Raw genomic sequence first — 20,433 nt, 5'->3', positions numbered from 1 at the left:
ATCTCTGAGTGTCAACTTATTGTCGATAGCTTAACGTCCTGATAAATATAGAAAATAGCTTGGTACGCTAATTGCTTACCAAGCTATTTTAGTTTTAGCGGCGATATTTCGACAGGCAGTAATGGATAACAACACCAATCAATCCCATTTAGATTCCGTAGAGAATCAGGTTGAGCGCTACAAACAGGTGCTCGATGTGATGCCTGCTGGAGTGATTTTGCTCGATACGTACGGAGTAGTGCGTGAAGCAAATCCAGAAGCGCACCGAATTCTTGAGATTCCACTGGTTAACGAAAAATGGTTCAACGTTATCCAGGCGGTGTTTGACCCACGTGAAGATGATGGCCACGAAGTTTCATTACGTAATGGCCGTAAAGTTCGACTCGCCATCTCGGCGTCCACAACAGGTCAATTGATCCTGATTACCGATTTAACCGAAACCCGTTTACTTCAAGCTCGTGTCAGTGATTTACAGCGCTTATCGTCGTTAGGACGTATGGTTGCATCGCTTGCTCACCAAGTAAGAACGCCGCTGTCGAGCGCTATGTTATATGCATCCAATTTGGGAGCGCCAAATCTTCCTCCAGCGACAAAAGATCGCTTCCAAACCAAATTAATGGATCGACTGCACGATTTGGAAAAGCAGGTTAATGATATGCTGCTTTTTGCTAAAGGTGGTGATAATAAAGTCATTAAGCCATTTACGATTGCCCAGTTGGTAGCGGAATATCAGCCGATGGTCGAAACCGCGCTAAAAAACAACAGTATTGATTACTGCCTAGAAGTGGAAGAAGAACAAACTGAACTACTAGGCAATGCGAACGCCATTGCATCTGCATTGAGTAATCTGGTCATGAATGCGATTCAAATGTCTGGTAAAGAATCGCAAGTCGATATTTTTTTCCGCCCGGTAAATGGTGAGTTACGCATTTCTGTGCAAGACAGCGGACCGGGTGTGCCCGAAGAACTGCAAGCCAAAATCATGGAGCCATTTTTTACCACACGTTCTCAAGGAACTGGATTAGGGTTGGCAGTTGTTCAAATGGTTTGCCGTGCCCATGACGGTCGATTGGAGCTTATTTCAGAGCAGGGTGATGGAGCCTGCTTCACCATGTGCATTCCGCTAGAGCGAGTGCAAACAGAAGCGCAATAAGCGGCTTTTGGTAATAATAATTTCTGGAGAATCATAATGGCGCAAAGCAAAGTGCTGATCGTAGAAGACGATGAAGGTCTTCGTGAAGCCCTAGTCGATACTCTGGCTCTGGCAGGGTATGAGTGGTTGGAAGCGGACTGTGCTGAAGATGCACTGTTGAAGCTGAAATCGAATACGGTTGATATCGTCGTTTCTGATGTGCAAATGGCGGGTATGGGTGGCTTAGCTCTGCTCAAAAGCATCAAGCAGAATTGGCCTAACTTACCAGTATTGCTAATGACGGCGTACGCCAACATTGAAGATGCCGTGTCTGCAATGAAAGATGGCGCGATTGACTACATGGCGAAACCATTTGCACCAGAAGTGTTGCTAAATATGGTCAGTCGTTATGCACCGATAAAAAGTGATGACAACGGTGATGCTATCGTTGCTGATGAGAAAAGTCTGCGCTTACTCGCGTTGGCCGATAAAGTGGCACGTACAGATGCGAATGTTATGGTGCTAGGTCCGAGTGGCTCAGGTAAAGAAGTGATGTCGCGTTATATTCACAACGCGTCAAATCGTAAAAATGGTCCTTTTGTCGCAATTAACTGTGCCGCGATTCCTGACAATATGCTCGAAGCAACACTGTTTGGCTATGAAAAGGGCGCATTTACTGGTGCTGTTCAGGCATGCCCAGGAAAGTTTGAACAAGCGCAAGGTGGCACAATCTTACTTGATGAAATCAGTGAGATGGACTTGAACCTGCAAGCGAAGTTATTGCGTGTTTTGCAAGAGCGAGAAGTAGAGCGCCTAGGCAGTCGCAAAAGCATCAAGTTAGATGTTCGTGTGTTAGCGACGAGTAACCGTGATCTTAAGCAATACGTTTCAGAAGGAAACTTCAGAGAGGACTTATATTACCGCCTGAATGTATTCCCAATTGCGTGGCCTGCACTTAAAGAACGTAAAGGCGATATTGCACCGCTTGCCAAGCATCTTGCTGAGCGTCATTGCAGCAAAATGGGCATGCCAGTGCCTCAATTCTCGACCGTTGCGTTAGAAAAACTATTGCAATACCCTTGGCCGGGTAATGTTCGTGAATTGGATAACGTGGTTCAACGAGCGCTGATATTAAGTGAAAATGGCGACATCGATGCAGAGCACATTTTGCTTGAGGGCGTAGATTGGCAAGATGCCAATAGCTTGCAACACGTGGTGCAAAACGCAGATATGGTCGTGCCCAATGTTAAGCCAGTTGCTCAAGCTGAGAGTGTCAGCCGCCCAGTAACTGGTGGAGAAGGCTTAGGCAGCGAGCTGCGCGATCAAGAATACGCCATTATTTTGGAGACTTTGGTTGAGTGTAATGGTCGACGCAAAGAAATGGCGGAGAAACTGGGTATAAGCCCTCGAACCTTGCGCTATAAGCTTGCCAAAATGCGTGATGCTGGTATAGATATCCCGAATTAACACAGACAACGGCCATAAGACAAAAAGTGTAAGTAAATTGATTGCCAATGTCTTATGGCACGTTAATTGCTGTGTCAATAATCAGTTTTGTTAATAGTCAATCTTTTGGCTTAGAGGTGCTAATGAAAATTGATGGTATTCAGGCAGAAATGCGCGCCATGATGGTAGAAGCAACCAATACGGCTCCTACTGCAAGTGGGGCGAAAGTTGGAGCGGATTTTAACGATCTCCTAACTAAAGCCATCAATAACGTGAACACACTTCAAAAAGCATCTGGTGATTTACAAACCCGTTTTGATCGTGGTGATGCCGATGTATCCCTTTCTGACGTTATGATCGCTCGTAACAAGTCTAGTGTCGCTTTTGATGCGACGGTTCAAATTCGCAATAAACTCGTTGAGGCATATAAAGACCTCATGAACATGCCAGTGTAATTTAGGTAATAAGTGTGGCAGACAAGTCTACAGATTTAACCGTCACTGAAGGCGGCTCAGATGGTGCACTGGTAGCAAGTTCCGATGTGGATGTGGAAAGTCAAAATCCAGATCTAGAGGAGCGCAGTGCGTCAAAATTCGATATGGCAGTGGGCGACCTCGATTTACTTCGTCAGGTTGTGCTTGTGCTGTCGATATCCATCTGTGTTGCATTGATCGTGATGCTGTTCTTTTGGGTCAAAGAACCGGAGATGCGCCCACTTGGTGCGTATGAGACCGAAGAATTGATCCCCGTTCTGGATTATCTGGACCAGCAGAAAATCAATTATAAGCTTGATGGCAATACTGTTTCTGTTGAATCGAGTGAGTACAACTCGATCAAACTTGGCATGGTTCGTTCCGGCGTTAACCAAGCTACAGAAGCAGGCGATGATATTTTGCTGCAAGACATGGGCTTTGGTGTTTCACAACGTCTTGAGCAAGAGCGTCTGAAACTCAGTCGAGAGCGCCAATTAGCTCAAGCAATTGAAGAGATGAAGCAAGTTCGCAAAGCACGAGTGTTATTGGCACTGCCAAAGCACAGCGTGTTTGTGCGTCATAACCAAGAAGCGTCTGCGTCGGTATTTTTGACATTGTCGACAGGCACTAACCTTAAGCAGCAAGAAGTGGATTCTATTGTCGACATGGTAGCGAGTGCCGTGCCGGGAATGAAAACTTCTCGAATTACCGTCACAGATCAGCATGGCCGCTTACTCAGCTCAGGCTCCCAAGATCCTGCTTCTGCGGCGCGACGCAAAGAACAAGAATTAGAACGCAGCCAAGAGCAAGCGCTGCGCGAAAAAATTGATTCCGTACTATTACCCATTTTAGGTTATGGCAACTATACGGCGCAGGTTGATATCCAAATGGATTTCAGTGCGGTTGAACAAACTCGCAAACGCTTTGATCCGAACACCCCTGCGACCCGCAGTGAGTACGCACTCGAAGATTACAATAACGGTAACATGGTAGCGGGTATTCCGGGTGCGTTGAGTAATCAGCCTCCAGCGGATGCCTCTATTCCGCAAGATGTGGCTCAAATGAAAGATGGTTCTGTCATGGGGCAGGGGTCAGTTCGTAAAGAGTCCACGCGTAACTTTGAGCTAGATACCACCATCAGCCACGAGCGAAAGCAGACCGGGACGGTGGCTCGTCAGACCGTTTCTGTTGCGATTAAAGACCGTCGTCAAGTTAATCCTGATACGGGTGAAGTGACTTATACCCCAATGTCCGAATCTGAAATCAATGCCATTCGCCAAGTATTAATTGGTACCGTTGGCTTTGATCAAGGCCGTGGCGATTTGCTGAATGTATTGAGTGTAAAGTTTGCTGAGCCAGAGGCTGAGCAGCTAGAAGAACCACCAATTTGGGAGCACCCTAACTTCAGTGATTGGGTTCGTTGGTTCGCAAGTGCATTAGTGATTATTGTGGTTGTGTTGGTTCTGGTTCGCCCAGCAATGAAGAAATTGCTTAACCCTACCAGCGATGATGAAGACGAAATGTACGGACCAGACGGCTTGCCGATTGGTGCGGATGGTGAAACTAGCTTGATTGGCAGTGACATCGAAAGCAGCGAACTGTTCGAGTTTGGATCAAGTATTGATTTGCCAAACCTTCATAAAGATGAAGATGTATTGAAAGCGGTTCGCGCTCTGGTGGCGAATGAACCTGAACTGGCTGCTCAAGTAGTGAAAAACTGGATGAATGACAATGGCTAACGATATCGTACCTCAAGATGATAACGCTGCGGGAATGCCAGTAGAGCTGGATGTTTCAACCATTACTGGCGAAGAAAAAGCGGCAATTTTGCTATTGAGTCTTAATGAACAAGATGCAGCTGGCATTATCCGTCACCTAGAACCAAAACAGGTTCAGCGTGTTGGTAGTGCGATGGCTCGCGCAAAGGATCTCAGCCAAGACAAGGTATCTGCTGTTCATCGTGCGTTTTTGGAGGATATCCAGAAATACACCAACATTGGTATGGGCAGCGAAGACTTTATGCGTAATGCACTGGTTGCCGCTCTTGGTGAAGACAAAGCCAACAACTTAGTTGACCAGATCCTACTTGGTACGGGCTCAAAAGGTTTGGATTCTTTGAAATGGATGGACCCACGCCAAGTGGCGAGCATTATTGTCAATGAACACCCACAGATTCAAACTATCGTATTATCTTATTTAGAAGCAGACCAATCTGCAGAGATTTTGTCTCAGTTCCCTGAGCGCGTGCGTTTGGATCTGATGATGCGTATTGCCAACCTTGAAGAAGTTCAGCCATCAGCATTGGCAGAGCTGAACGAAATCATGGAGAAACAGTTCGCGGGTCAAGCGGGTGCACAAGCAGCCAAAATTGGCGGCTTGAAAGCAGCAGCGGAGATCATGAACTACCTAGACAACAACGTCGAAGGTTTGTTAATGGAGCAAATTCGCGATCAGGACGAAGACATGGCGACGCAAATCCAAGACCTAATGTTTGTCTTCGAAAACTTAGTCGAGGTGGACGACCAAGGTATTCAGAAGTTGCTGCGTGACGTACCACAAGACGTGTTGCAAAAAGCACTCAAAGGTGCAGATGACTCGTTACGTGAGAAAGTCTTCAAGAACATGTCTAAACGTGCTGCTGATATGATGCGTGATGACATAGAAGCGATGCCGCCAGTACGAGTGGCAGATGTAGAAGCCGCTCAGAAAGAAATCTTAGCAATTGCCCGTCGAATGGCGGATGCTGGTGAGCTCATGCTATCTGGCGGTGCTGACGAATTCTTATAATTTCTATTGCTTCGCAATTATCCTATTGCGGAGCCCCCTCACTTCTTAATCGAACACACAATAGGTAACCCATGGCTGGCGATAGAAAACGTGGATTTATCCGTCCTGATGAAGATGATTCGATGATCGAACCTCAACGTTGGGGGCTGCCTGATTATGGCGAGCCTAAAGCCAAACAAGCAAAACAAACCGCGTTCAACTATGACCCGGGATGGGTGCCGAATTTTGATGAGCCTGAAGAAGAGCAGCCACTTGCGCTAACCGAAGAGCAAATTGAACTGATTAAGCAAGGTGCTTATCAAGAAGGCTTACATCAAGGTCAGGAAGCTGGCTTTAAGCAAGGTTACGACAAAGGTAAAGAAGAAGGGTTGCAAGCCGGCCATGCTGAAGGTCTCGAGCTCGGAAAAGCTGAAGGGGTAACTGCAGGGCAAGAATACATTCAGCAGCAAGTTGAAACCTTTATGAACTTGGCCAATCAGTTTGCTCAACCTTTGGAGTTGATGAATGCTCAGGTTGAAAAGCAGCTAGTGGATATGGTGCTCTGTTTAGTCAAAGAAGTGGTGCACGTTGACGTACAAACCAACCCTCAAATTATTTTAGATACAGTGAAGCAGTCGGTCGAAGCACTACCAATATCAGGCCACCCTATTACCTTGCACCTGAATCCAGAAGATGTCGCGATTATTCGTTCAGCTTATGGTGAAGAAGACCTTAATTGTCGCAACTGGACGTTAGTTGCTGAGCCATCGCTCAATCGAGGTGACGTCCAGATTGAAGCAGGTGAATCAAGCATTAATTATCGCATGGAAGAACGCGTCAAAAGCGTATTGCACAGCTTTTGTGGCGCAAACCGTCATCAAGAGGGTGAGTAATCCATGCAAGCACTCGCTGACCGATTAAAAAGCTACAAAGTTGAAGGCCTTACGACGCGCCCTGTCGCCTCTGGCAAACTGGTGCGTGTGGTTGGGTTAACGTTGGAAGCGACCGGCTGTCGCGCACCAATTGGCAGTTTATGCTTAGTGGAAACCATGTCAGGTCAGATGGAAGCTGAGGTTGTCGGCTTTTCAGGTGACAACCTATTTTTAATGCCAAGCGAACAAATTACGGGCATTTTACCTGGCGCGAGAGTCACCCCTTTAACCAGTGACGCTGGTTTGCCTGTCGGCATGGAGTTACTTGGGCGCGTGATAGACGGGGTTGGGAATCCACTTGATGGACTTGGCCCTTTGTATACCGATCACCGTGCCTCTTTTAATGCCGAGCCGATCAACCCGTTGGCTCGAAAACCAATTTCTGAACCGCTCGATGTTGGCCTAAAAGCCATCAATGGTTTGTTGACGGTTGGTAAAGGTCAGCGTATCGGTCTGTTTGCAGGTTCTGGTGTGGGTAAATCGGTCACGCTTGGCATGATGACGCGAGGCACCACCGCACAGGTTGTGGTCGTCGGCCTGATAGGTGAGCGTGGACGTGAAGTTAAAGAGTTCATCGAAGAGATCTTGGGTGAGGACGGTCGTCGCCGCTCAGTGGTGGTCGCGGCGCCTGCCGATGCTTCACCTCTAATGCGCTTAAAGGGGTGCCAAACGGCATTAACGATTGCTGAATACTTCAGGGACCAAGGGTTAGATGTTCTGCTATTGATGGACTCGTTGACTCGTTTTGCACAAGCACAGCGTGAAATCGCACTTTCTGTTGGTGAGCCGCCAGCGACGAAAGGCTACCCGCCTTCTGTATTTGCCAAGCTGCCAGCGCTGGTTGAGCGAGCGGGTAATGGAAGTGCCGAGCAAGGCTCGATTACGGCGTTCTTTACCGTGTTGACCGAAGGGGATGATTTGCAAGATCCGATAGCGGATGCATCGCGAGCCATTCTTGATGGCCATATTGTTCTTTCTCGTGAAATGGCGGATGCAGGCCATTATCCGGCGATTGATGTCGAGAAGTCGGTGAGCCGTGTTATGCCGCAAATCACGACCGAAGAGCACGTTCTGATGTCAAAAGCGGTGCGACAGGTCTTGTCTATTTGTCGCAAGAATCAAGATTTGGTCTCGATTGGAGCGTACAAACCGGGTACCGATCCTGCTATTGATGGCGCATTTACTTTGAAACCGAAGTTAGACGAATACTTGCAGCAGAGCATGAAAGAATCGGTGCCATACGATATGTGCGTCAATATGCTTAGAAACATTTTGGGTGGGTGATAGCGCATGAATAATGCGATGGAGTTTCTACTTGAGCAAACTAAGGATCGTGAAGACCAAGCTGTGCTTGCACTGAACAAAGCGCGTTCTGAACTCGAAGATTATTACCGTCAGGTTGAACAAATTGAAAAGTATCGGCTTGATTATTGCCAGCAGCTCGTCGACCGTGGTCAGGCGGGCCTAACGGCAAGTCAATATGGACACTTAAATCGATTCCTTACCCAGCTAGATGAAACTTTATCTAAGCAAAAGCAAGCAGAAAGTCATTTCAAAGAGCAGGTTGAAAACTGTAAAGAATATTGGTTAACCGTGCGTAAAGAACGCAAATCCTATGAGTGGATGATAGACAAACGCGAAAAAGAGAAACAACTTGCTGAAGCTAAGCGCGAACAAAAGCAAATGGACGAGTTTTCCACCTTACTTTACAGTCGAAAACCACATCGTTTCTAAAGGTTATCGGTTCGATATTGCATTACGGTGTTGCAGTTGACTACATCTCTACCGATTCAAGTAAGGTAACTTTGATTGAGTCTTGTTCAATTAGCTCAAATACCTTCGGTCGAATCTCGCGAACCCACCACTCGTTGTATGTTTTTTCGTAGAGAACCTGGCGTGCTTGTTCATTGTCGAACTCTCTAAGCCAAACAAAATAGTCATGTCCATCATCACCAGTGTGGACGTAAGTATTCAGTACACGCATGCCTTGTGAGCGTTGATAGGGCAACAGTTCTTCCTTCATCCAACTTAGCCACTGTTCTGTTTTGCCTGCTCTGATTCTATATTGGCGTAATTCTGTGATCTTCAAAGTGATTCCTTAATTGTTAAGCCAAGTGTCTGTTTACGCTTATCGTTTTTCAAAGTCAATCAAGTAGCTGTACATCATGTTAGGAACCAGGTTATCGGATAGTATTGTTGATGTTTGTTCCATAAACATGCCATCTATTAGCTTGCCGAGAATTGGCTCAATATTGTGGTGTGATTTTTGCATTTTAGCTGTCAGTGTCGGGTCTTTTTGACCTTAGTTTGCCGCCAGTATTGCTGCCTGCCAGCGATATACTCAGAGCCACGAGAACGAGAGTTTCTAAATGAGTGTGAATTTGTCCCATGTATCTGCGACTACCAAGACGCCAGTTTCTGATGTGTCCGCTAAAGCGTCCGCAGAGAGCACTGAGAGCAAGGGATTTTTAGAAACGTTAACCGATGCGTTTGCTGGTAAACAAAAGCCCGAAAAAGTAGCAACAGAATCGACAGTGGTTGAAGAAAAAGAAAGAGCGGATGTAGGCAGTACTTCTTCTGCTAACGTCTCGGACGAATTGTTGGCGCAAGAAAGCCAAGAATCCGTCAGTGACGAGACCCATGGTTTTGATGAAATATCAGCAAACAAACCGAATGCAACCTTAAGTGAAGAAGCAAGTTTACAAAAGGCGAGTAACAGCACACCTTTGGAGAATGATGTTGAAGCTATTGAAAAAGTGAAATCAACATCAGTCGATACGAGCAACCCATCAAATACAATGGACGTAAAAAGCACGATGGGCGAAGGACAACAGCTTCTTGGTCGAATTGAACAAGCGAATCAAACCCTGAATGCGAGTAATGCATCCATCGATAGTGGCAAAGTTTTGCCTCAGAGCGCGAATTTAGTGCATTCGTTCCACGAGCAAGCAACCGTTTCGACAAACCTTGATGAGCTGGCTTTGAATGAAACGCCATCAGTTCATTCTCTTGAACAAGCACAGATGATCCCAGGGCAAGACTTAGAACCAATTTTAGATAAGAATGGTCAACCTATCGATGTCGACAAACTCTCGTCTGAGTTTGCTGCTTGGCAAGAGCTAGCGAAACAAGCCAGCCATCCGACGACTAAGAGCGCAGTCAGTGGTGAAGTAGCTAATGATCTGCCGCCGTTGTTAACAGACGTTGATGGTTCCAACATCGACGCGCTTCCACGAGTCTCCTTGGATGAACTTGAAGTTATAGATACCAAGTTGGCGCAAGGAAAACCACTGACTCAGCAAGAAGCTCAGATCATTGAAAGGTTGAAACAAGGAACGATCACGGCGGATATTCCTGAGCAAGACCTTGCCCAATTTGTTGCGCTCCCTAATGACATTAAACAGATTCTCGCAGAGCAACAAGTACAACATAATTTAACTCGCCAGGCTGGACCTATGGCAGCGTTTCAGCAAATCCAGCATACAGCGGCTCAAGTACTCCAGCCACAAACTGCTCATAGTGGAGAAAAAGTCGCATTATCTCCAACGCCCGATACGTTGATAGCAGCGCAAGTGCCGACGTCGCTTCAAGGTGTGAAAGACGGAGAGATTAGCCAGAAAGTGATGAACGCAGCATTGGCGACTGGTGCGCTAAAGGCGACTGTGGATAAACAAGATAAGTCGGACCTCCAACATGGCTTCGCTGGACAGCTTCAGGCTATGGCAGGTCAGCAAGGAATTAATGTGCAGCAACAAACGCGTATTGATGCTGCACAACAAGCTCAGCTTCCGTTGCAACTAACTAAAGAGCTAGCCAACGAGCAAGTTGCGGAAAAAGTGCAAATGATGATGTCGAAGAATCTGAAAAATCTCGATATTCGTCTTGACCCACCAGAGTTAGGTCGTATGCAAATTCGTATGACCATGAATAATGACGTTGCCAATGTACATTTTACAGTGAACAACCCGCAAGCTCGTGACATTATTGAACAGACGCTCCCTCGTTTGAGAGAAATGTTAGCGCAACAAGGTATGCAGCTGGCTGATTCTTCCGTCCAGCAACAAAACAGCGGGCAACAGCAAGGTAGATATACTGCTGAACAACATGGTCAAAGCGCGCAAAGTGGCGGTTTTTCTGGACAGTCCGAAGAGGGTTTTGAATCTGATGTCAATCTGGATTTGAATGTCGCTTCAAAGCGTGATGGAATTAGTTTTTACGCATAAAAGGCCGTTTAACGGCAATGGCATACGGTTACCAAGCAACTCACTAAAACGTCTTGGTAACTCAAAAGAACAATAAGAGACAAGAATGGCAGAAGAACAGTTACAAGGGGCCGATGCGCCGAAAGGAAAAAGCAAGTTACTTATCATCATCATCGCTGTTGTAGTATTACTACTTGGTGGCGGGGCAGCGGCATTTTTTCTAATGGGCTCTGATGAACCTGCTCAGGCTGAATCGTCTCAACAGGCTCAAGTGAAGGCATCGAATGCTGCGCCCATCGCGTATGTGAATCTTCCTCAGGCATTTGTATTTAACGTTACTGGGGATAGCCGCGATAGGTTGGTTCAAATTAAAGCGCAGTTAATGGTTCGCGGTGCAGAAAATGAAGAGTTGGCGCGGTATCATTCGCCACTGATTGAAAGCTCTATGCTATCAACGTTTGCTTCCGCGACGGTTGATCAATTGCGCTCTCCTACAGGACGAGTGGAATTGCGCGATCGTGCTTCCGAAGATATCAAAGCAGCGCTGAATGCTGCGGTCGGTAAGCCAGTGATTGAAAAAGTACTGTTTACAGATTTTGTTATTCAATAGGTAAAACGTGACCGATCTATTAAGCCAAGACGAAATTGATGCGCTATTGCATGGGGTTGACGATGTTGATGACGTCGATGAACCGATAGAAAACGACACTGAGGGTGCCGTCAATTTTGATTTCTCGTCGCAAGACAGAATCGTACGTGGTCGAATGCCGACGCTCGAACTTATCAACGAGCGCTTCGCACGGCACATGCGTATTAGTCTGTTTAATATGCTGCGTAAAACGGCAGAGGTGTCGATCAATGGCGTGCAGATGATGAAGTTTGGTGAATACCAGAACACATTGTACGTGCCAACCAGTTTGAACATGGTGCGTTTTCGTCCGTTAAAAGGCACTGCGTTGATCACCATGGAGGCTCGTTTAGTCTTTATTCTGGTAGAAAACTTCTTTGGCGGTGATGGTCGATTCCACGCCAAAATCGAAGGCCGCGAATTTACCCCAACGGAACGCCGCATCATTCAGTTGTTACTGAAAATTGTATTTGAAGATTATAAAGAAGCGTGGTCGCCAGTGATGGGGGTAGAGTTCGAATATCTCGACTCTGAAGTAAACCCAAGCATGGCAAACATTGTCAGCCCGACAGAAGTGATTGTCGTGAGTTCCTTCCATATAGAAGTTGACGGCGGTGGCGGCGATTTTCATGTCGTTATGCCTTACTCCATGGTTGAGCCTATCCGTGAACTATTGGATGCAGGTGTTCAGTCCGACAAGATGGAAACGGACGTTCGCTGGAGCTCAGCACTACGTGAAGAGATCATGGATTGTCCGGTTAACTTCCGCGTGAACTTGCTCGAAAAAGACATTTCTTTGCGTGATCTCATGGAGCTGCAACCGGGCGATATCATCCCGATTGAAATGCCAGAACATGCGACGATGTTTGTAGAAGACCTACCGACCTATCGCGTAAAAATGGGTCGTTCGGAAGACAAATTAGCGGTGCAAATTTCTGAGGAAATTGAGCGCCCACATGTCGTCAAAACAGATTTAGCTTTCTTAGGTAAAGACATCATGTCCGAGCTTGAGAGTGAAGACGATATAGACCATTAAGATACCTTATTAAACAGACATGCTATGGCATGAGTTAGGCGTAACACAGGATAGAAAAATGGAACCAAGTGACGATCAAAAGCTAGCAGACGAATGGGCAGCCGCTCTTGGCGAAGACCCGTCTGCCCCTTCTGTAGACGTAGATGAAGTATTGGCTGCGCCACTGGAAGAGCTAAAAGACACTTCAAGCCCAATTAGCGAAGATGAGCGTCGTAAACTCGACACTATTATGGATATCCCGGTGACGATTTCGATGGAAGTCGGTCGTTCTCAAATTAGCATTCGGAACCTGTTGCAGCTTAACCAAGGTTCGGTTGTTGAGTTGGATCGTCTAGCCGGTGAGTCGCTCGACGTATTGGTTAACGGTACTTTGATTGCTCACGGCGAAGTCGTGGTCGTCAACGATAAGTTTGGTATCCGTTTGACGGATGTGATCAGCCAAACTGAACGAATTAAGAAGCTGCGTTAAGATGAGTCGTTCAATCAAAATGCGATTGAAGCAAATCACTGGAGCACTGAGCTTAATGCTAAGTGCTCCTTATGCATTCGCTGCCGCACCAAATAATCTGGATCTTGCGACGACACTTGGCTCGCTTGTGCTTGTAATCGGCGTGATTCTTTTGCTGGCTTGGTTGCTGAAACGTATGCAAGTGCCAGCGATGGGACAACAAAAGGGCTTGCGTATAGTGAGTCAGTTGCCAGTGGGTACAAAAGAAAGAATCGCAGTAGTTCAAGTGGGTGAAGAACAGTTTTTGGTTGGGATTACTAGCCAATCGATCCAAACTTTAGCCAAGTTAGATAAGCCACTGAAAGAGGAAGAGTTGGCGACCAATGCTTTTGCGACTCAATTTAGCCAGCTGATCAAAAAACATGACAAAGGGTAATCCAATTCGTTTGCTCCTGAGTACGTTGTTACTTTTTGTCGGCGTGCTGTTTTCTTCATTTACCTTTGCTGAAGCAGAGGAGTCAGCGCTGCCAGATAACTTAACCGATGGAAGTGGTGTTACAGTTCAGGCTATGCAAAGTGATACTGGTGCTAGCCGTGCTATGTCCGTTTCTAGTGGCGGTGGTATTCCAGCATTCACCATGACCACGAACCCTGATGGCAGTGAAGACTACTCGGTTACACTACAAATTTTAGCGTTAATGACCATGCTTGGCTTCTTGCCTGCAATGGTGATTCTGATGACCTCGTTCACTCGAATTGTAGTGGTGATGTCGATATTGCGTCAGGCAATGGGTTTGCAACAAACGCCTTCTAATCAGGTCATTATTGGTATTGCGCTGTTTTTGACCTTTTTTGTTATGTCTCCTGTCCTGAACGAAATCAACGACAAAGCTGTTCAGCCTTATTTGAACGAGCAAGTTACGGCGCGAGAAGCGTTTGATGCTGCACAAGCGCCAATGAAAGCATTTATGCTTAAACAGACCCGAATCAAAGATTTGGAGACGTTTGTAACCATGTCAGGAGAGCAAGTCGAGAATCCAGAAGATGTGTCGATGGCGGTGTTGATTCCGGCTTTTATCACCTCAGAGCTAAAAACTGCATTCCAAATTGGCTTTATGCTCTTCTTGCCGTTTTTGATTATTGACCTTGTAGTCGCTTCGGTATTGATGGCAATGGGTATGATGATGTTGTCACCTATGATTGTTTCGTTGCCGTTCAAGTTGATGTTGTTCGTATTGGTCGATGGTTGGAACTTGATACTCTCGACACTCGCGGGCAGCTTTGCCCTTTAGATAAGCGCAGATAGAGGATAAGACATGACACCAGAAATGTTTGTCGAGCTTTTCCGTGAAGCACTTTGGATGGTGCTTATCATGGTCTGCGCTATTATCATCCCAAGCTTGCTTATCGGCCTTGTAGTCGCGATTTTTCAAGCTGCGACATCCATCAACGAACAAACATTGAGCTTCTTACCGCGTTTGATTGTCACGCTTTTGGCCCTGATGCTGTTTGGGCATTGGATGACGCAAATGTTGATGGAATATTTCTATGGCTTGATTGAACGCTTACCTCAGGTGCTTTATTAGAGGCGCCTATGGAGTACCCCACTAGCGTTGTCTTAGATTGGATCGCAAACTACTTCTGGCCCTATGTTCGTATCTCATCCATGTTGATGGTGATGACAGTAACCGGGGCCCGATTTGTTTCGCCAAGAATCCGCCTTTACCTCGGTTTAGCCATCACTTTCGCTGTCATGCCAGCCATCCCCGCTGTACCTCAAGACATTGAGCTACTCTCGTTTCGTGGCTTCATGACCATTGCCGAGCAAATGATCATCGGCATAGCGATGGGTATGGTTACTCAATTTATGATTCAAACCTTTGTCCTACTTGGTCAAATATTGGGTATGCAATCAAGTTTGGGCTTTGCTTCTATGGTTGATCCCGCAAATGGTCAGAACACGCCATTGCTTGGCCAGTTATTCATGTTCTTAACGACAATGTTTTTCCTTGCCACCGATGGACACTTAAAAATGCTGCAATTGGTGGTGTTCAGTTTTAAAACTTTGCCGATTGGCTCCGGCTCGCTCAACGCGGTTGATTTCCGTGAAATGGCAGGCTGGCTTGGTATTATGTTCCAAACGGCACTGAGTATGTCTCTATCTGGCATTATTGCGCTACTGACCATTAACTTGTCGTTTGGTGTAATGACCCGTGCCGCACCACAGCTGAATATCTTCTCGCTTGGTTTTGCTTTTGCTTTGATGGTGGGTCTATTACTTTGTTGGTACATACTGGCTGGTCTATACAGTCATTATGAAATGTTCTGGACAGTGGGTGAGGCGCAGATTTGTCGGCTTATTCGCTTGGAGTGCTAAGATTTGGCAGAATCAGACGGTCAGGAACGCACCGAAGAAGCCACGCCCCGACGGTTACAACAAGCCAGAGAAAAGGGGCAGGTCGCTCGATCTAAAGAGCTTGCATCAGCATCTGTGCTGATCGTTGGCGCCATTTCATTGATGTGGTTTGGCGAGGCGTTAGCACGTTCATTGTTTTCCATCATGAGCCGTTTATTTGATCTTCAACGAGAAGAGATTTTCGATACTGCAAAACTGTTTGATATCGCTTTGGGCGCGATGAGTGATTTGTTGTTCCCACTATTTTTGGTGTTAGCGACATTGTTTACCGCCGCCATGATTGGAGCAGCAGGTGTGGGAGGAATCAGTTTTTCTGCCCAAGCGGCCATGCCCAAGCTGTCGAAAATGAATCCGCTTAGCGGCTTAAAGCGAATGGTTGGAATGCAAAGCTGGGTAGAGTTGATCAAATCAATCCTTAAAGTGGTTCTGGTCACTGGTGTCGCCATCTATTTGATCCAAGCATCACAGGCCGATCTGATTCAATTGAGCATGGATGTGTATCCGCAAAACATCTTCCATGCTTTAGATATTTTGCTGAACTTTATTTTGCTGATCAGTTGCTCGCTATTGATTGTGGTTGCCATCGATATTCCATTTCAAATTTGGCAGCACGCCGATCAGTTAAAAATGACCAAGCAAGAAGTCAAAGACGAATACAAAGAGACTGAAGGTAAGCCGGAAGTGAAAGGCCGTATTCGTATGTTGCAAAGGGAAGCGGCTCAACGTCGAATGATGGCGGACGTTCCTCAAGCTGATGTTATTGTTACTAACCCAGAGCACTTCTCGGTAGCGCTTCGTTATAAACAGAAGACAGACCGTGCGCCAGTCGTGATCGCTAAAGGTACTGACCACATGGCGATGAAGATTCGAGAAGTCGCCCGCGAACATGACATTACGATTGTGCCCGCACCACCTTTGGCTCGTGCGTTGTACCACACGACAGAGCTCGAGCAAGAGATCCCCGATGGGTTATTTACTGCCGTCGCTCAGGTTTTGGCATTTGTATTCCAATTGAAGCAATACCGAAAACGAGGTGGACAGCGCCCGAAAATTCAAGATTATGATTTGCCAATCCCGCCCGAGCACCGTCATTGATACGAAAAGCGGTAAAGCCTTAAAAAAGCTCGTTTGATCAAAAGCTAAGCTCTATTTGAGTGTTTAGTCATTATTTTGGCGCTAATTATGGTACATAGATTGCTTAAAACGCTTTAATTATCAACCCTACCTAAACTTTTAGGCTAAAGCGGTCGCGTATTAATAGTAAGAGCTTACGTGACGCTTCAATCGATTGAGATCTCTCGCAGTATGAAGTTAAGCCTGCCGTTTGCAGATAAATTGCCACGAATCCCTCAACGTGAAATGCCAGCTATTGGTGCTCCGGTGATGGTTTTGGCCACCCTAGCGATGGTGGTACTGCCGATTCCAGCATTTTTGCTGGATATGTTCTTCACCTTTAACATCGCGCTGTCGATGGTGGTGTTGTTAGTGACCGTTTACACACGTCGCCCTTTGGACTTCGCTGCTTTTCCAACGGTATTGCTGATCGCCACGTTGCTCCGCTTGGCTTTGAACGTTGCCTCGACTCGTGTCGTCTTACTGCATGGTCATGAAGGCGGTAATGCGGCAGGTAACGTAATTGAGGCGTTCGGTAACGTCGTTATTGGTGGTAACTACGCGGTCGGCCTAGTGGTTTTCCTCATCTTAATGATCATCAACTTTATGGTGGTGACCAAAGGTGCGGGTCGTATCTCTGAGGTAAGTGCTCGCTTTACGCTTGATGCGTTGCCGGGTAAGCAAATGGCGATTGATGCCGACTTGAATGCCGGATTGATAGACCAAGAGCAGGCAAGAGTTCGTCGTTTTGAAGTGACCAAAGAAGCGGATTTCTATGGCTCGATGGATGGTGCCTCGAAGTTCGTAAAAGGTGACGCGATTGCCGGTATTTTGATTCTGTTTATCAACATCGTCGGCGGTCTGTCGATCGGTATGGCGCAGTATGGATTGGGTTTCGGTGAAGCGATTGAAATCTATACCTTACTGACAATCGGTGATGGTTTGGTCGCACAAATCCCATCGCTATTGCTGTCGATTGCAGCGGCAATGATGGTGACGCGCCAAAACACCGATGAAGACATGGGGGAACAACTGGTCTTCCAGATGTTCGACAACCCAAAAGCGCTGATGATTACTGCAGCTATTCTTGGTGTGATGGGCATCGTACCGGGCATGCCGCACTTTGCGTTTTTGAGCCTGGCAGTCGCGGCCGGTGCAGCGGCATATTTCATCGACAAACGGCAGAAGCAGAAAGCGAAAGAGCCCGCTTTACCAGCAACAGCAGATGAAGGTACAGAACCTTCCTCACAGCGCGAACTGTCTTGGGATGACGTCCAGCCAGTCGATATTATTGGCTTGGAAGTCGGTTATCGCTTAATTCCTTTGGTGGACAGAGACCAAGGTGGGGAACTGTTAGAGCGCGTAAAAGGCGTGCGTAAAAAGTTATCGCAAGATTTTGGGTTCCTAATTCCAGCGGTTCATATTCGTGACAATCTTGAGCTGACCCCAAACAGTTACCGAATTACATTGATGGGGGTTGCGGTGGGCGAGGCAGAGATTCGTCCGGATCAAGAGCTAGCGATTAACCCAGGTCAGGTGTATGGCATGATTGATGGTGAGCCAACCATTGACCCTGCTTTTGGACTGGAAGCGGTATGGATCCGAGAAGATCAGCGTGAGCACGCGCAGGCTCTGGGTTATACGGTTGTTGATTCATCAACGGTATTAGCGACACACCTAAGCCAGCTATTGACCAACAACGCATCACAGCTAATTGGCCATGAAGAAGTAGAGAATTTATTAGAAATGTTGGGACGCAGCGCGCCTAAGTTGGTCGAGAACTTTGTTCCTGACCAATTACCATTAGGTGTGGTGGTGAAAGTCCTACAAAACTTGTTAAACGAGGCCATTCCAATCCGCGATATTCGCACGATTGTTCAAACTTTGGCTGAGTATTCAAGTAAGAGTCAAGAAGCTGACATATTGACGGCAGCAGTTCGAATTAGTCTTAAACGTCTAATTGTTCAAGAAATCAATGGTATAGAGCCTGAGTTACCAGTGATTACTTTGATACCTGAACTGGAACAAATATTGCATCAAACTATGCAAGCATCAGGAGGCGAATCCGCGGGGATTGAACCGGGACTCGCTGAGCGATTGCAGTCTTCACTAAGCCAAGCGACACAGGAACAAGAACTGAAAGGCGAACCTGCCGTTCTGCTTACTTCTGGTGTATTACGCTCGACGTTGGCGAAATTTGTGAAGAACACAATACCTAATCTCCGGGTACTGTCTTACCAAGAAATCCCGGATGAAAAACAGATCAGAATTGTGCAAGCCGTGGGTAACTGATCTCACGCATCATTAATGGATTCATAGTTTGAAAATAAAGCGATTTTTTGCCAAAGACATGAGAACGGCGCTGCTCCAAGTGAAAGAGGAGTTAGGCGCGGAAGCTGTGATCATGTCAAACAAGAAAGTGGCTGGTGGAGTAGCGATTGTTGCGGCGATAGATAGTGAATCTAATCCGCCTCAAGCAAGCGCAGCGTCACAGCAAAATCGCGGTGCTTCTCAATCGAATCGCTATAACGAACATCGTCAAATGTCATCGTCTTCTGCTGATCGTTACCAAGATCGTCATTTAGATGAAGATAAAATTAGCCTGAACAGTAATAACAGTAACAATGAAAAAACAGGCTCAATGACGCAGCGATTCGCTAATATGCTTAAGCAATATAGCGGTGGTGCAGCAGATGCTGACGATCACGTAGCGGAAAATGAAGATTCGCTCTCTGCTTTGCTGCAACGCCAAAATAAGCATCGCGACGGCTACAACCAAGAAAAGCCAGCGCCATATCAACCAGATTCACCTTTGGCGAAGCTAATCGCACAGGATAATCGATTTGAACGTCCGACGCCCAAGCTGGATCCGACGCGATATGACCGACGTCGCCCAAGTGATGAGCGTGACGAATCGGCCGATGAGCTAGAAAGCATGCGCGAAGAGATGACGTCAATTCGTCGTCTGTTGGAGCACCAAGTTTCTGGCCTGATGTGGCAAGAAGTAGAACGCCGTGAGCCGCTAAGAGCAATGCTGATTAAGCGCTTAGAGCGAATGGGCGTTTCTCCGGAGTTAGCAGACCAGATGGCCTGTTACATCCCGGAAGATACAAAGCCAGCGCGAGCGTGGAAAGCGTTATTGTCGCTGGTGGCGGATCAAATCAATATTCCTAAACAGGACATTTTAAAACGTGGTGGCGTAGTCGCATTGTTGGGTCCGACGGGGGTTGGGAAAACAACAACCGTAGCGAAACTCGCAGCACGCGCAGCCATGGAATACGGTGCCGACAATGTGGCCCTTGTGACAACAGATACATATCGCATAGGTGCACATGAGCAGCTCTCAATTTACGGAAGAATCATGGGTTGTCCCGTAAGAGTTGCTAAAGATTCTAACGAGTTAGCCGATGTTATATATCAGCTAAGAAACAGAAGACTGATTTTGGTCGATACGGCAGGGATGGGGCAACGAGATGTGAGGCTTTCCGAGCAGCTCGACACTCTAATGCAAGAGAGCGGAGAAGTGATTCACAGCTACCTTGTTTTGCCGGCTACCGCACAACGTCGTGTTCTACAAGAAACGCTGGATCACTTCCGACGTATACCACTTTCGGGTTGTATTATGACGAAGCTTGATGAGTCATTAAGCCTAGGCGAATTCATCAGTGTAGTGATTCAAAACGCAATGCCAGTAGCTTACATCGCTAATGGCCAGCGCGTACCAGAAGACATTGTGATAGCGCAACCAAAATATATGCTTGCGAAAGCAAATGAACTGTTAGAGAAGTCGACAGAGAACGAACCTCACTTTTGGAACAGTGACAGTGAAGGACTCTAAGGC

General features: G+C 46.7%; 20 protein-coding genes. 19 read left to right on the top strand and 1 reads right to left on the bottom strand.

All coding sequences use genetic code 11. From position 1 onward, the window contains the following. The first annotated feature begins 121 nt into the window (after window positions 1-121). The 8 genes from R7P69_RS23375 to fliJ all read left to right on the top strand — a co-directional run bounded on the left by R7P69_RS23375 (window position 122) and on the right by fliJ (window position 8,483). Window positions 122-1,153 carry a sensor histidine kinase gene (locus R7P69_RS23375; protein WP_005380459.1) on the top strand — a complete coding sequence of 344 codons (1,032 nt, stop codon included), beginning with the start codon at window positions 122-124 and terminating at the stop codon, window positions 1,151-1,153. Window positions 1,154-1,189: 36 nt separating this feature from the next. After that, window positions 1,190-2,599 carry a sigma-54-dependent transcriptional regulator gene (locus tag R7P69_RS23370; protein WP_005394318.1) on the top strand — a complete coding sequence of 470 codons (1,410 nt, stop codon included), beginning with the start codon at window positions 1,190-1,192 and terminating at the stop codon, window positions 2,597-2,599. Window positions 2,600-2,721: 122 nt separating this feature from the next. Further along, on the top strand, window positions 2,722-3,033 hold the full coding sequence (fliE, locus tag R7P69_RS23365; RefSeq protein WP_005384482.1) for a flagellar hook-basal body complex protein FliE: 312 nt from the start codon (window positions 2,722-2,724) through the stop codon (window positions 3,031-3,033). A 14-nt stretch (window positions 3,034-3,047) separates the two neighbouring features. Beyond that, window positions 3,048-4,790, top strand: coding sequence for a flagellar basal-body MS-ring/collar protein FliF (gene fliF, locus R7P69_RS23360; protein WP_005380462.1), 1,743 nt, complete (start codon window positions 3,048-3,050; stop codon window positions 4,788-4,790). Next, on the top strand, window positions 4,783-5,838 hold the full coding sequence (fliG, locus tag R7P69_RS23355; RefSeq protein WP_005380470.1) for a flagellar motor switch protein FliG: 1,056 nt from the start codon (window positions 4,783-4,785) through the stop codon (window positions 5,836-5,838). Before fliF ends, fliG begins: the two co-directional genes overlap by 8 nt. A 71-nt stretch (window positions 5,839-5,909) precedes the next feature. Then, window positions 5,910-6,710: a flagellar assembly protein FliH gene (gene fliH, locus R7P69_RS23350; protein WP_238952075.1), complete on the top strand. Its 801-nt coding sequence runs from the start codon at window positions 5,910-5,912 to the stop codon at window positions 6,708-6,710. Between the two features lie 3 nt (window positions 6,711-6,713). Further along, window positions 6,714-8,033, top strand: a complete 1,320-nt coding sequence (gene fliI / locus R7P69_RS23345; RefSeq protein WP_005384474.1) for a flagellar protein export ATPase FliI — start codon at window positions 6,714-6,716, stop codon at window positions 8,031-8,033. Window positions 8,034-8,039: 6 nt separating this feature from the next. Beyond that, window positions 8,040-8,483, top strand: coding sequence for a flagellar export protein FliJ (fliJ, locus tag R7P69_RS23340; RefSeq protein ID WP_005380474.1), 444 nt, complete (start codon window positions 8,040-8,042; stop codon window positions 8,481-8,483). Between the two features lie 40 nt (window positions 8,484-8,523). Here the strand turns inward: fliJ and R7P69_RS23335 are convergent, their stop codons facing one another. Then, complete coding sequence (locus tag R7P69_RS23335; protein WP_213876293.1) at window positions 8,524-8,838, bottom strand: NIPSNAP family protein; 315 nt, start codon at window positions 8,836-8,838, stop codon at window positions 8,524-8,526. 280 nt (window positions 8,839-9,118) lie between these two features. Between R7P69_RS23335 and R7P69_RS23330 the strand changes: the two genes are divergently transcribed. The 11 genes from R7P69_RS23330 to flhF all read left to right on the top strand — a co-directional run bounded on the left by R7P69_RS23330 (window position 9,119) and on the right by flhF (window position 20,430). Next, window positions 9,119-10,972: a flagellar hook-length control protein FliK gene (locus tag R7P69_RS23330; RefSeq protein WP_238952074.1), complete on the top strand. Its 1,854-nt coding sequence runs from the start codon at window positions 9,119-9,121 to the stop codon at window positions 10,970-10,972. Window positions 10,973-11,057: 85 nt separating this feature from the next. Further along, window positions 11,058-11,561, top strand: coding sequence for a flagellar basal body-associated protein FliL (gene fliL, locus R7P69_RS23325; protein ID WP_104975528.1), 504 nt, complete (start codon window positions 11,058-11,060; stop codon window positions 11,559-11,561). A gap of 7 nt (window positions 11,562-11,568) precedes the next feature. Beyond that, window positions 11,569-12,615 (top strand): flagellar motor switch protein FliM, encoded by a 1,047-nt coding sequence (gene fliM, locus R7P69_RS23320; protein ID WP_005380478.1) that lies wholly within the window; start codon window positions 11,569-11,571, stop codon window positions 12,613-12,615. Between the two features lie 58 nt (window positions 12,616-12,673). Next, window positions 12,674-13,084 (top strand): flagellar motor switch protein FliN, encoded by a 411-nt coding sequence (gene fliN, locus R7P69_RS23315; RefSeq protein WP_005380479.1) that lies wholly within the window; start codon window positions 12,674-12,676, stop codon window positions 13,082-13,084. Between the two features lies 1 nt (window position 13,085). Then, the gene (fliO, locus tag R7P69_RS23310; protein WP_005380480.1) at window positions 13,086-13,499 is read left to right on the top strand and encodes a flagellar biosynthetic protein FliO; all 414 of its coding nucleotides are present in this window, start codon (window positions 13,086-13,088) and stop codon (window positions 13,497-13,499) included. Then, window positions 13,486-14,355, top strand: a complete 870-nt coding sequence (gene fliP, locus R7P69_RS23305; RefSeq protein WP_053306691.1) for a flagellar type III secretion system pore protein FliP — start codon at window positions 13,486-13,488, stop codon at window positions 14,353-14,355. Before fliO ends, fliP begins: the two co-directional genes overlap by 14 nt. 24 nt (window positions 14,356-14,379) lie before the next feature. After that, window positions 14,380-14,649: a flagellar biosynthesis protein FliQ gene (fliQ, locus tag R7P69_RS23300; RefSeq protein WP_005380488.1), complete on the top strand. Its 270-nt coding sequence runs from the start codon at window positions 14,380-14,382 to the stop codon at window positions 14,647-14,649. Window positions 14,650-14,657: 8 nt separating this feature from the next. Further along, on the top strand, window positions 14,658-15,440 hold the full coding sequence (gene fliR, locus R7P69_RS23295) for a flagellar biosynthetic protein FliR (protein ID WP_005384463.1): 783 nt from the start codon (window positions 14,658-14,660) through the stop codon (window positions 15,438-15,440). A gap of 3 nt (window positions 15,441-15,443) precedes the next feature. After that, the gene (gene flhB, locus R7P69_RS23290; RefSeq protein WP_005380490.1) at window positions 15,444-16,574 is read left to right on the top strand and encodes a flagellar biosynthesis protein FlhB; all 1,131 of its coding nucleotides are present in this window, start codon (window positions 15,444-15,446) and stop codon (window positions 16,572-16,574) included. A gap of 210 nt (window positions 16,575-16,784) precedes the next feature. After that, on the top strand, window positions 16,785-18,884 hold the full coding sequence (flhA, locus tag R7P69_RS23285; RefSeq protein ID WP_025998722.1) for a flagellar biosynthesis protein FlhA: 2,100 nt from the start codon (window positions 16,785-16,787) through the stop codon (window positions 18,882-18,884). Between the two features lie 28 nt (window positions 18,885-18,912). Continuing rightward, on the top strand, window positions 18,913-20,430 hold the full coding sequence (gene flhF / locus R7P69_RS23280; RefSeq protein ID WP_017635950.1) for a flagellar biosynthesis protein FlhF: 1,518 nt from the start codon (window positions 18,913-18,915) through the stop codon (window positions 20,428-20,430). The last annotated feature ends 3 nt before the right edge of the window (window positions 20,431-20,433 follow it).

The organism is Vibrio sp. 661, assembly GCF_033339315.1.
GTDB lineage: Bacteria > Pseudomonadota > Gammaproteobacteria > Enterobacterales > Vibrionaceae > Vibrio > Vibrio alginolyticus.
Note: the sequence above shows the minus strand (reverse complement) of the source record. Positions and strands in the feature narration are given on the sequence as shown.